Below are 12,142 nucleotides of genomic sequence, written 5' to 3' on the forward strand. Positions count from 1 at the left end.
GTAGACTGCGCGCCATGGGTATCCGGGACAAATCGACTGCACCAGCCTCGCCCTGGCAGAATGGCTTTGCCGAACGGCTGATCGGGTCGATCCGCCGCGAATGCGTGGATCATATGATTGTCTTGGGTGAGGCGCATCTGCGCCGGATCCTGGAATCCTATTCTGACTATTACAACAGCGTCAGAACGCATCGGTCGTTGGACAAGGATGCACCGGTTTCTCGCCCAATTCAGCCGACCGGAAGCATCAAATCGCATCCCATCCTTGGCGGACTGCATCACCACTACGTCCGGGTTTAGCTTTTCGGTACACACACGGGCGCATCGTTGCAGAGCATGCTCGCTCATTCGGCCGTGGCGAGACGACCTACGATCCCTGGCATTACGTGCCTGTCCTGGCTCGCAAGCCAGGCGCCTTGCGCAACGGTGCTCCCTTCAAGGATTGGGTGCTGCCGGCCGCGATGGAACGCGTGCGGCGCAAGCTCGCCGGCGCCGCCGACGGCAACCGGCAGATGGTCGATATCCTCAACGTAGTGCTGACTGACGGCTTGCCCGCCGTCGAGGCCGCCTGCGCCGAGGCGCTCTCCCACGGCGTCCATTCCGCCGATGTCGTTCTCAACATCCTGGCTCGCCAGCGCGATCCGGCGCCACCAGCCAACATCCTCACACCGGATGCGTTGGAGCTACGTCATGCACCGATGGCCGATTGTGCCCGTTACGACAACCTCAGGAGAACCATCTGATGGAACGCACTTAACTCTTCGACCTCATGTGCGAACTCAAGCTCTACGGCATGAAGGCAGCCTTCGACGAGATCATGGCCACCGCCGTCAAGCGCCAGCATGAACCGCAGCGCATTGTTGGCGCCGAGATCAATGAGAAGCAGGCCCGCTCGATCAAGTACCAGCTAACAATTGCAAAGCTACCGCTCGCCAAGGACCTCGACGACTTCCAGTTCGAGGGCACGCCGATCAACCAGACGCTGGTCAATGACCTGGCCGGCGGCGGCTTCATCGCCCAGCAGCGCAATGTCGTGTTGGTTGGCGGGACCGGCACCGGCAAGAGCCACCTCGCCATCGCCATTGCCAGAAGTTGTATCCGATCGGGCGCCCGCGTAATCAACCCGGAATCCATCTTGGCCTTGCCGCCAAACTGTTCCGGAAACCGGGACCACCTCAGGCCTGATCCCGCGGCGCTTGGATAGGGCTCTTAAGATAAGACGCTCGGCTCGCAGCCTTATTACAGTCCTCGAGTTGCTCCGGTTCAGCTTGGAGCACGAATCCATTTGACGGGGTCGCCCGGCTCGGCCGGCCCTAGAGTTCGGAGCCCTGGGTGCGGGGGCGGGCGAGGCGACTGATTGGTCTGGCTACTTCGGTCCGGACTCGACGCGTATTTAACCGGGATCAAAGATTCAAAACGGATGGTCGGTCATGGTTCGAGCGATATTGATGGTGTCGGGGGCCGATACCGGTCTACCCCGCTTTAAGAAATCTGGGCGGCTGTAGAGGGCGTGTCGGTACGCCCTGATCTGATATGGGTGGAGTTTCCTATGGACCACGGCAGTCATGATAGTGAGCGTGCTTCCTTTCGCTCCCGCGCAAACTGGGTCCTCATCGGCCTTCTGGCGATCGGCGGCTTCTATCTCGTGACCGAGCATCGTGCGCATCTCATCCCGTATTTGGGGTATTTGCCCTTCCTGCTGATCCTCGCCTGCCCGTTGATGCATCTCTTCATGCACGGTGGCCATGGCGGACACGCGGGCAGCGACAACACCGGACGCGGTTCGGCGGACTCCGGCCCAAACCAGCCCCATAAACACTGAGCCGTGATCAACTGTCTGGAGGTCGACTGTGCACGACGATGTTCCCGCCTATGGCCTTTGGTCGCTGGTAATCATCAATTCGGTGATTTTCATCTTCTTCGCCTTCACCTTCTTCAAGCCGCAGACGAAGCGCGACTGGCGCTCCTTCGGCGCCTTTAGCGCCTTTCTGGTTGCGCTGTTCACCGAGATGTACGGGTTCCCATTGACGATCTATCTGCTCTCGGGCTGGCTGCAGAGCCGTTTTCCGGGCGTCAATTGGTTCTCCCACGACGCTGGGCACCTTCTTGAGGAGATGTTCGGCTGGAGAGCCAACCCGCATTTTGGGCCGTTCCACCTTCTGAGCTTCGCTTTCATCGGCGGTGGCTTCATCCTGATTTCCGCGGGCTGGAAGGTACTCTACGAAGCACAACGCCATCACATGCTCGCGACCAGCGGCGTCTATGCCTATGTCCGGCATCCGCAATATGTCGGCTTCGTACTTGTGATGTTCGGCTTTCTGCTGCAATGGCCGACCTTGTTGACACTCGCGATGTTCCCGGTCCTGGTGTTCATGTATACACGCCTCGCGCGCGCCGAAGAACGCGAATCCTTGGTAGAATTCGGCTCTGACTATGAACGCTATATGCGAGACGTGCCGGGCTTCATTCCGCGGCTTAGCGGCTCGAAACGCAGCCGCGCCGGCCAAGGTTGAGACCGCGAACGCCCAGGGAGCGTTATGCGCCGTGCTGAAAGAACCGGATGTCTCCGAGCGTGTTAGCGGGCGTGGCGCCCCCACAAAGCCGTCGCTCTCTTGAGATTAGGAAGTTGTGATGAAAGCATTCGTCTATCGGGGACCGGGTCTTAAAGGCGTCGAAGATCGTCCCAAACCGAAGATCCAGGCGTCCGGCGACGCCATCGTGAAGATGGTGAAGACGACCATCTGCGGCACGGATCTGCATATTCTCAAGGGCGACGTCGCGACCTGCGCACCCGGACGTATCCTAGGGCACGAGGGCGTCGGCATCATCGACTCCGTCGGAGCCGGTGTGACGTCTTTCCATCCGGGCGACCGCGTTCTCATCTCGTGCATCTCGTCCTGCGGCAAATGCGAATACTGCCGACGCGGCATGTACTCGCATTGCACCACCGGAGGATGGATTCTCGGTAACGAGATCGATGGCACACAGGCTGAATATGTCCGTACGCCACACGCTGACACCAGCCTCTATCCGATTCCAGAAGGAGCGGATGAAGAGGCGCTGGTGATGTTGAGCGACATCCTGCCAACCGGTTTCGAGTGCGGCGTGCTCAACGGCAAGGTCGCGCCCGGCTCGACGGTTGCGATCGTCGGCTCCGGACCCATCGGGCTGGCTGCATTGCTGACGGCGCAGTTCTACTCGCCTGCCGAAATCATCATGATCGATCTGGACGACAGCCGTCTCGGGATCGCGCGCCAGTTTGGCGCCACACACACGGTCAACAGCGCCGATGGAAAGGCCGCCGAAGCGGTGAAGGCGCTGACCGGCGGCCGCGGCGTCGATGCTGCAATCGAGGCGGTCGGCGTGCCGGCGACCTTTCTGCTCTGTCAGGATTTGGTTGCGCCAGGCGGCGTCATCGCCAATGTCGGCGTGCATGGTCAGAAGGTCGACCTGCACCTTGAAACATTGTGGTCTCAGAACATCACCATCACGACGAGGCTGGTCGATACGGTCACGACGCCGATGCTCTTGAAGACCGTGCAGTCCAAGAAGATCGATCCGACGCGCCTGATCACGCACCGGTTCAAGCTGGATCAGATCCTGGAGGCTTACGACACCTTCGCCCGCGCCGCCGACACCCAGGCACTGAAAGTGATTATCGCGGCGTAACCAGCCGCGGGATTCCGGCCGGCTCGCCTGTTCAGACCGTCCAGATGTCGGCGCGGCCGCAAGGAGATTGTCTCATGGCCGATCATCGACCGAGCACGCGCGCCACGGCAATCAGTCGTTCGGCTCGGAGCGCACCGAAAGCCTATCTTGTGGGTGGTGGCATAGCCTCCCTCGCCGCCGCAGCTTTCCTCATTCGGGATGGCGACATCTTCGACCACAACATTACGATCTTTGAAGAATTCGACAGCCTCGGCGGCAGCCTTGATGGCGCCGGTTCGCCCGATGCTGGCTATGTGCTGCGCGGCGGCCGGATGATCGAGTGCAAATACCTCTGCACCTATGATCTGTTTGCCTCGATCCCGACGCTTGACGAGAGAAAGACGGTCACACAGGAGATCTTCGACTGGAACGAGACGATGAAAACATCGTCCAAATCCCGCTTGCTCCGTGACGGTCAAAGGCAGACAGCGCCCGAATTCGGCTTGAGTGAGAAGCACATTCTGACGATCGAACGTCTGGCATTGGAGCCTGAGAGGATGCTGGGTCGGAGCAGCATTGCCGATCTGTTCGATGCCGCATTCTTCAAGACCAATTTCTGGTTCATGTGGTGCACCACATTTGCCTTTCAGCCTTGGCACAGCGCGGTCGAGTTTAAACGCTATCTGGTGCGGTTTGCCCATATGGTTGGCGGCTTCAACCGCCTGCATGCGGACGGTCTACAATCAGTACGATTCGATGGTGCGGCCCCTGCACAAGTGGCTCGATCAGCGTGGCGTGATGTTCGAACTGAATACGCGGGTCACAGACTCGACTGTCGAGAAGCGGACGGCACGAAGATAGTGATGCGCATCATCCTCGATCGTGCGGGGCATGCCGACGAAATTACTGTCGACTCCGGTGATTTCGTTCTCGTTACCTTAGGTTCGATGACCGAAGCATCCAGCCTTGGCACCATGGACACCGCGCCTACGCTCAAGAGCAAGACGGATGGTGGTGCGTGGACTCTTTGGGAGAAGATCGCCACACGGAGGCCGGAATTCGGGTGCCCATCGGTCTTCGCCGACCACATCGACGAATCCAAATGGGTATCTTTTACTTTAACGCTGCGGGATCCAACATTCCTGCGGCTGGTCGGGGATTTAACCGGCAATGTGCCTGGCGAGGGCGGCCTTATCACGTTTCCGGAATCCGGTTGGCTGGCCTCGATCGTAATTCCACATCAGCCGCATTTCATCGGCCAGCCTGAGAATATCGGAGTGTTCTGGGGCTACGGCCTCCATGTTGATAAGCTTGGAAATTTCGTCAGGAAGCTGATGTCGGCCTGCACAGGCCGCGAGATCATGACGGAGGTGCTTGGCATCTGCGGATCGAGGCGGAAGCGACAACGATTCTGGAAACGTCTACCTGCATCCCCTGCATGATGCCCTTCATCACCAGCCAGTTCCTTCGCCGTGAGACGGGCGACCGACCGCAGGTCATCCCTCAAGGCTGGAGCAATCTCGCGTTCACCGGACAGTTCTGCGAATTACCGGACGATGTGGTATTCACGGTCGAATATTCGATCCGTTCAGCGCAGGCCGCGCTGTATGAGCTACTCGGCATGAAACGGAAGCCGCCCCCGGTGTACAAAGGCAAGTTCGATCCGCGCGTGCTCTACAAGGCATTCAAGGCTCTGCACGACTTCCCGCAGTAAGCCGAGCTGCGGCAAAGCTTTGATCGCGGTTCGTCGGCGGCCTCACCGAACTGTTACCTTCAATGCATACTAAGTCGTGGGATCAGGAGATTACTCAATGGATGATCGCAGAGGCGCCCCTACGTCAGACGGGTCTACAAGAGGTGAGCCGGCGCTGAACTTGTTTCCATCAGAGAAAAGCTTTCGGGACTTTGATCGGACGAATGCTGCCGCCATGGCGCGCGTGACGGGTGGGCTCTCGCCGGCGGCGTTGTGGTTGGCCTTCGCCGACTGGGCCGTTCATCTTAGCGTCGCACCGGGCAAACAGACAGAGCTCGCCCTTAAGGCCTGGCGGAAATCGGTGCGGCTTTCCAGCGACACTCTGCGTTCCGCGCTGGACCCGGCCACCCCGCCTTGCATCGAGCCGCTGCCTGGCGACGAACGATTCCGCGATGGCGGTTGGAACGCCCTGCCCTATCGGCTCTGGTACGAAAACTTCCTTCTGGCGCAACAATGGTGGCACGTCGCGACGCACGACGTTCCAGGCGTATCATCCCACCATGAGGATGTTGTGTCTTTTGCCGCGCGCCAATGGCTCGACATGGTCTCTCCCTCCAACTCGCCCTGGACCAATCCTGTTGTGGCGCGGGAGACGCTGAAGACAGGCGGGCAAAACCTGATCGAAGGCTTCCGCAACTGGAGCGAGGATGCGCAGCGAACCAAGGAAGGGCTGCCGCCGCTGGGAAGCGAGGCATTCACACCGGGCAAAACGATCGCCGTGACGCCGGGCAAGGTGGTCTTCCGCAACCACCTAATCGAGCTGATCCAGTATGCGCCGGTCACGGAGACCGTGCATTCCGAGCCGGTGCTGATCGCGCCGGCCTGGATCATGAAATACTACATCCTCGACCTGTCGCCGCAGAACTCGCTGATCCGCTATCTCGTCAGCCTGGGCCGCACCGTCTTCTGCATGTCCTGGCGCAACGTCACGGCTAAAGATCGCGACCTGTCGCTCGAGGATTACCGCCGGCTCGGCGTCATGGCGGCACTCGACGCCGCCATCGTCCCGGACCAGAAGATCCACGCCGCTGGCTATTGTCTCGGCGGAACGCTGCTGGCGCTTGCGGCGGCGGCCATGGCCGAAGTTGGCGATGATCGCCTCGCGACGATGACACTGTTTGCGGCCCAGACCGATTTCAGCGAGCCTGGCGAGTTACAACTCTTCATCGACGACAGCCAAGTCTCCTTTCTCGAAGCGATGATGTGGGAGCACGGCACGCTGGACTCGGCGCAGATGGCCGGCGCCTTCCAGTTGCTCAAATCGAACGACCTCATCTGGTCGCGGATGATCCACGACTATCTGATGGGCCAGCGCACCCCGATGATCGACCTCATGGCCTGGAACGCCGATGCGACGCGGATGCCCTACCGGATGCATTCGGAGTATCTGCGCAAATTCTTCCTGGATAACGATCTCGCCTCGGGGCGCCATATCGTCGATAGTCGTCCGATCGCGCTGCAGAATATCCGCGCGCCGATCTTCGCGGTCGGGACCGAGCGCGACCATGTCGCGCCGTGGCAATCGGTCTACAAGGTTCACTATCTCTCCGACGCTCCCGTGACCTTTGTGCTGACCAGCGGTGGCCACAACGCCGGGATCGTCAACGAGCCGGGCCATCCGCACCGGCATTTCCGCATCGCGACCAAGGCGCCGGCCGACGCCTTGCTGAGTGCCGAGGAGTTTATGGCCGCCGCCCCGACACAAGAGGGATCGTGGTGGCCGGCCTGGGCCGAATGGCTCGCCGTTCATTCTGCGGGGGGGCGGACCTCACCACCTGCCATGGGCGCGCCGGAGAAGGGCTATGCGCCGCTCACCGACGCTCCCGGCACCTACGTGCTGCAATCGTGAGCGTCACCATGGCCAGCGCCCTCCTGGTGAACCGCACCTTCGACGAGATTTCGATCGGCAACACAGCGTCGCTCGTGCGCCTCGTCAAGGCGGACGACATCAAGCTGTTCGCGGCGGTGGCGGGCGATATCAATCCCGCCCATCTTGACGCGCAATATGCGGCGGGAGACATTGTCGGCCATGTCGTCATGCATGGGATGTGGACCGGCGCGCTGATTTCGACCCTGCTCGGCACAGAGTTGCCCGGCCCCGGCACGATCTACCTTAGCCAGGATATGCGCTTCCGAAAGCCTGTCGCGCCGGGCGATACAATCACCGCGACCGTTGTGGTTCAGGAAAAGCGCCGAGCGAAGCACATCGTTCTCCTTGACACATGTTGCACCAACCAGCATGGCGAAGAAGTCCTGACCGGCACCGCAACCGTCATTGCTCCCACTCAGAAACTGTCCCTGTCCCGCATGGCGGTGCCGGAGGTGGCGCTGCGCCGGCACGACACATTCGACCGCTTTCTGCGGGAAGCCCGCGACCTGCCGCCGACGCCGACAGCCGTCATCCATCCTTGCAACGCAGAAGCGATCCAGGCGGCGATTGAAGCGCGCGACGAGGGCATGATCACGCCCGTTCTGGTCGGCCCGGAGCGCAAGATCAGGGCCGCTGCCGAGCAAGCTGGACTTTCGATTGCGGGACTTCGCCTGGAATCGACGGAGCATAGCCACGCCGCGGCCGCGCGCGCCGTCGAACTGGCCGCGGCCGGCGACGTTTCCGCCTTGATGAAAGGCAGCCTCCATACCGACGAGCTTCTGGGCGCCATCGTCGCCGCGCAGTCGGGACTTCGGACCGAGCGGCGGATCAGTCACGTTTATGCACTGGACGTTCCAGCTTATCCCAAGCCCCTGATCGTCACCGACGCGGCGATCAACATCATGCCGACACTCGAACAGAAGCGCGACATCTGCCAGAACGCGATTGATCTCCTTCATCTTCTCGGCGTTGTTGAGCCACTGGTGGCCATCCTCGCAGCCGTAGAGACCGTCAATCCGGCGATGCAGGCGACGTTGGACGCGGCCGCGCTAACCGTGATGGCGGCGCGCGGCCAAATTACCGGCGCCAAGCTCGATGGCCCGCTGGCCTTCGACAACGCGATCAGCTTCGACGCCGCGCGCATCAAGGAGATCGTCTCTCCCGTTGCAGGCCAGGCCGACATCCTCGTCGTCCCGAACCTCGAAGCCGGCAACATGCTGGCCAAGCAGTTGATCTATCTCGCCGGCGCGGATGCCGCGGGACTTGTTCTCGGCGCGCGGGTGCCGATCATCCTGACCAGCCGGTCGGACTCGCTGAAGGTGCGGCTGGCGTCGGTTGCGCTCGCCAAGCTCGTGGTCGCTCGTCGGAAGGCCGGGGGCGTCGTGCCATGAACGGCTCTATTCTGCTGACCTTCAATCCCGGCTCGTCGACGATCAAGCTTGGCCTGTACGCCGTCGAAGCGGAGACGCCGCGCCGTCTCGGCAAGGGCGTCATCGATCTGCGTCACGCACCCTTGACCCTTCATATCATCGAGGGGCTGACTCACGCCGATATCCCGCTGAAGGCCGCCATTACAGACGACCTGCATGAGGTGATCGAGGAGACGCTCGGCTGGCTGGCGAGCCATTTTTCGGTGAACGCGCTTGCTGCCGTTGGCCATCGGGTCGTTCACGGCGGGGATCGGTTCGCCGGTCCCGAGGCAATCACCAACGAGACACTTGCCGCGATCGAGACACTGGCGCCATTGGCACCGCTGCATCAGCTACAGAGTGTTCGGCTCATCCGGGCGATCCGCCATCTCCGCCCTAGCCTGCCGCAAATCGCCTCCTTCGACACGGCGTTCCATCGCAGCCAAAGCGATCTGGTGCGTCGCTTCGCCTTGCCTCGCGCACTATTCAATGAGGGCGTCAAGCGCTACGGCTTCCACGGCCTGTCGTACAAGTTCATTGCCGCGCAGCTTCAACGGGTTGCGCCGGATATCGCCAGCGGCCGTGTCGTCGCGGCACATCTCGGCAGCGGTGCAAGCCTGTGTGGATTGGAGGCCGGCATCAGCCGCGACACCAGCATGGGCTTCTCGACACTCGACGGCATTCCGATGGCGACGCGCTGCGGCGCGCTCGATCCCGGCGTTCTGATCCATCTGGTGAAGGAGCGCGGCATGTCGATCGAAGCGGTCGAGGACATGCTCTACCACCGATCGGGGCTGCTCGGCGTCTCTGGCATCAGCGCCGACACCCGTGATCTTATCGGCAGCAAAGCGCCGGAAGCTCGGGAGGCATTGGACCTGTTCGCTTTCCACATCGCCCGCGAAACAGCGACGCTGGCCACCACGCTGGGCGGGCTCAACGGCATTGTCTTCACCGCCGGTATCGGCGAGCATCAACCGCAAATCCGCGAAGGCGTCTGCCGCTATCTCGCCTGGCTCGGTGTCATGATCGACCCGGCCGCGAATGCGCAGAATGCTGCCCGGATCGAAGCCTCCGGCAGCAAGGTCGCTGTCCTTGTCATACCGACCGACGAGGAGCAGGTGATCGCCGAGGAAGCCTGTGCGGTACTCAAAATGCGAGAGGCCATGCAATGACGCCGATCGTCGATCTCACCGGCAAGCACGGCCTTGTCGTCGGCATCGCCAATGACAGCAGCATCGCGCACGGCTGCGCTCGCGCATTTCGCCACGCCGGGGCGGACCTTGACTTCACCTATCTCAACGCCAAGGCCGAGCCCTATGTGCGGCCGCTCGCGCAGGCGCTCGATGTGTCGATCGTCTTGCCGTGCGACGTCCGCGAGCCGGGCCAGCTCGAAGCGGTGTTCGAACGGATGGCGAAGGAATGGGGCCGGCTCGACTTCCTGTTTCATTCGATCGCCTTCGCGTCACGCGAGGATTTGCAGACCAGCCTCGTCAACTGTTCAGCGGAGGGCTTCGCCATGGCGATGGACGTCTCATGTCATTCCTTCATCCGGATGGCCAGGCTCGCTGCGCCTTTGATGACAGCGGGTGGCAGTTTGCAAACCGTGAGCTTCTATGGCGCCGATCGCATCGTCCAAAACTACAATTTGATAGGACCGGGGGAAGGCAGCACTGGAGTCGACGGTTCGTACGCTCGCCACCGATCTCGCGTCCCACAGCATTTACGTCCATGCTCTGTCGGCGGAGCCGATCAAGTCTGGCATCGACCGTTTCGATGAACTGCTCGACCGGGTGCGGGAACGCACGCCGGCCTGTGAAGATCGAGCGGACGCGTGGCCGCATTCTTCGCCAGCGACGCCGGTGCACCGCTCACCGGGTCCGTCACCTATGCCGATCAAGGCTTTCACATCGTCGCATGACCAGCGGGGCGCCATGACCGTCATCGAGAAAAAGGCGCAATCAAGTGGACGCGGTTGTCATGCTGCTCGTTCGCCGCCAACGCCGTGCGGCTCCAGCTTGATGCGCTCGCCTACAATCTCGGCAATTTTCTGCGCACGCTCGCAACTCCGGAGCCGATCAAGGGACTGGTCGCTGACGAGCCTGAAGGAGAAGCTGATCAAGATCGTCGCGAAGGTGGTGCACCACGGACGCTATGTCGCCTTCCAAATGGCGGAGGTCGCCATCCCACGGCAAAATGCTCAAGGAGATTTTGCGGCTGATCGCGAAACTACGGCCGCAGCCAGCGCCTGCGTGAGAGGAGTGTGTCCAAATGTCCGCGAAAATGGCCAGATCAGCCCCTCGACCACTGTTCGGGCTGCCCGAACGGCCGGTAAGCGTCGGCACCTCGCGTCGGTCTTGCGGCAAGGCCGTAATGCCAATACTCACCCCAGTTCGGGAGTCATCTGGAGAATCCCCAGTAAGAGCAACTTTGAAGGAGCCTGATCGTGAATAAACTTCCTTACATGCGGACGATGTTCGCTACCTGCATGCTGTTCCAGGTGATCTTCGTGTTGTGCGCGGCGCTGTGGGTTGTGTCGCCGGACCTAAAGGGCCATGCTTTGCTGCCTGCGATCTTCCCGAATTTCACGCTGCTCACGATCGGAAGTTTCATCTACGGACTGATCGCAAGCATGTTCTACGGCTGGATCGTCGCCATCATTTTCGTGTTTTTCTACAACCTCTGGCCTAGCATCGCTTCTATAGTGGTTCGCCGGTGACCTGACGGATATTTTGGACCGGCGGGATAGAGACTTCTCTAATTGGCCAATCGAGGTCAAACACTTTCAAGCCATTCCCACCAATCCGACGTAAAATGTAACTCGCAGGAGCCGCGCTTCTCTTCGGGATCGGCATTCTAGCCCTCCCACGATGGGATCAGGAAGATGGGCGAATCAATCTACTGCGCGTCCTTGCCGACTGATATGGCGGCAGGCACAAGTCTCTAAACGACCTCGCCTCATCCATCGTCCCTGCGAGGGACATTTTTCCACCGCTTGGCGGAACTCGGTGTTCTCCTATTCAATATTGCATTGGCTGTTTATACGGCCGGCACGATATCTCTCGTCCAGCGGAACTCTGTACCATCCACCCACATGCGATGCATGATTACAGCCAATCGCCGCGACAGCGCGACGATTGCCCGCTTCATTCCACGATGTTTTGCGATCTTCATCGCCCAGGCCTTGAGCCATGACCATTTGGTCGAACGAGTCAGCATGACCTGAGCTGCTTCATACAGCATCATGCGCATCATCCCGTCTCCGCATTTCGAGATACCGCCCATCCGATCGATCTCGCCCGATTGGTTCTGACGAGGCGTCAATCCGAGCGCAGCGCCGACCGCTTTGGAGTTCTTGAATCGAGCGGGCACGAACGCCCGGCGAATGCCGCCGCAGCCATAATGGCCGCACACAATGATGTGTTTCACCTGCAGCGTTTCGACCGCAAACTCCAGCACCGACAGC

At 60.8% G+C, this 12,142-nt stretch carries 9 protein-coding genes and 5 pseudogenes; 13 read left to right on the top strand and 1 reads right to left on the bottom strand.

The annotated features are described in order from the left end of the window. Positions 1–14: 14 nt before the first annotated feature. From HNQ36_RS26300 to HNQ36_RS24695, 13 genes and pseudogenes are all read left to right on the top strand, one after another. Entirely contained in the window at positions 15–299 is a 285-nt protein-coding gene (locus tag HNQ36_RS26300) for an integrase core domain-containing protein (RefSeq protein ID WP_246395528.1), read from the top strand. Positions 300–316: 17 nt separating this feature from the next. Further along, positions 317–845 (top strand): annotated as a pseudogene (locus HNQ36_RS24640) (IS21 family transposase); the annotation flags it as partial. Beyond that, positions 769–1,113 (top strand): annotated as a pseudogene (locus HNQ36_RS24645) (ATP-binding protein); the annotation flags it as partial. The pseudogenes HNQ36_RS24640 and HNQ36_RS24645, both read left to right, overlap by 77 nt. Before the next feature lie 435 nt (positions 1,114–1,548). After that, the gene (locus HNQ36_RS24650; RefSeq protein ID WP_184090227.1) at positions 1,549–1,821 is read left to right on the top strand and encodes a DUF2933 domain-containing protein; all 273 of its coding nucleotides are present in this window, start codon (positions 1,549–1,551) and stop codon (positions 1,819–1,821) included. Between the two features lie 28 nt (positions 1,822–1,849). Continuing rightward, entirely contained in the window at positions 1,850–2,512 is a 663-nt protein-coding gene (locus tag HNQ36_RS24655; protein ID WP_184090230.1) for an isoprenylcysteine carboxylmethyltransferase family protein, read from the top strand. A gap of 118 nt (positions 2,513–2,630) precedes the next feature. Then, a complete protein-coding gene (locus HNQ36_RS24660; protein ID WP_184090233.1) occupies positions 2,631–3,668 on the top strand; it encodes a zinc-dependent alcohol dehydrogenase family protein in 1,038 nt (345 codons plus the stop codon). A 74-nt stretch (positions 3,669–3,742) separates the two neighbouring features. Then, positions 3,743–5,361, top strand: a pseudogene (locus HNQ36_RS26705) (oleate hydratase). Between the two features lie 97 nt (positions 5,362–5,458). Then, positions 5,459–7,249 carry a PHA/PHB synthase family protein gene (locus HNQ36_RS24670; protein WP_184090236.1) on the top strand — a complete coding sequence of 597 codons (1,791 nt, stop codon included), beginning with the start codon at positions 5,459–5,461 and terminating at the stop codon, positions 7,247–7,249. 8 nt (positions 7,250–7,257) lie between these two features. Then, positions 7,258–8,661, top strand: a complete 1,404-nt coding sequence (locus HNQ36_RS24675) for a bifunctional enoyl-CoA hydratase/phosphate acetyltransferase (RefSeq protein ID WP_184090239.1) — start codon at positions 7,258–7,260, stop codon at positions 8,659–8,661. Then, positions 8,658–9,851 (top strand): acetate/propionate family kinase, encoded by a 1,194-nt coding sequence (locus tag HNQ36_RS24680; protein ID WP_184090242.1) that lies wholly within the window; start codon positions 8,658–8,660, stop codon positions 9,849–9,851. Before HNQ36_RS24675 ends, HNQ36_RS24680 begins: the two co-directional genes overlap by 4 nt. Continuing rightward, a pseudogene (gene fabI, locus HNQ36_RS24685) lies at positions 9,848–10,597 on the top strand (enoyl-ACP reductase FabI). The gene HNQ36_RS24680 and the pseudogene fabI overlap by 4 nt, the downstream one beginning before the upstream one ends. Positions 10,598–10,627: 30 nt before the next feature. Further along, a pseudogene (locus HNQ36_RS24690) lies at positions 10,628–10,932 on the top strand (transposase); the annotation flags it as partial. 190 nt (positions 10,933–11,122) lie between these two features. After that, entirely contained in the window at positions 11,123–11,395 is a 273-nt protein-coding gene (locus HNQ36_RS24695) for a hypothetical protein (protein WP_184090245.1), read from the top strand. Positions 11,396–11,715: 320 nt separating this feature from the next. Here HNQ36_RS24695 and HNQ36_RS24700 read toward each other — a convergent pair. Further along, a partial coding sequence (locus HNQ36_RS24700; protein WP_246395531.1) for a transposase occupies positions 11,716–12,142 on the bottom strand: 427 nt, incomplete at its 5' end.

It is taken from the genome of Afipia massiliensis (genome assembly GCF_014203115.1).
GTDB lineage: Bacteria > Pseudomonadota > Alphaproteobacteria > Rhizobiales > Xanthobacteraceae > Afipia > Afipia massiliensis.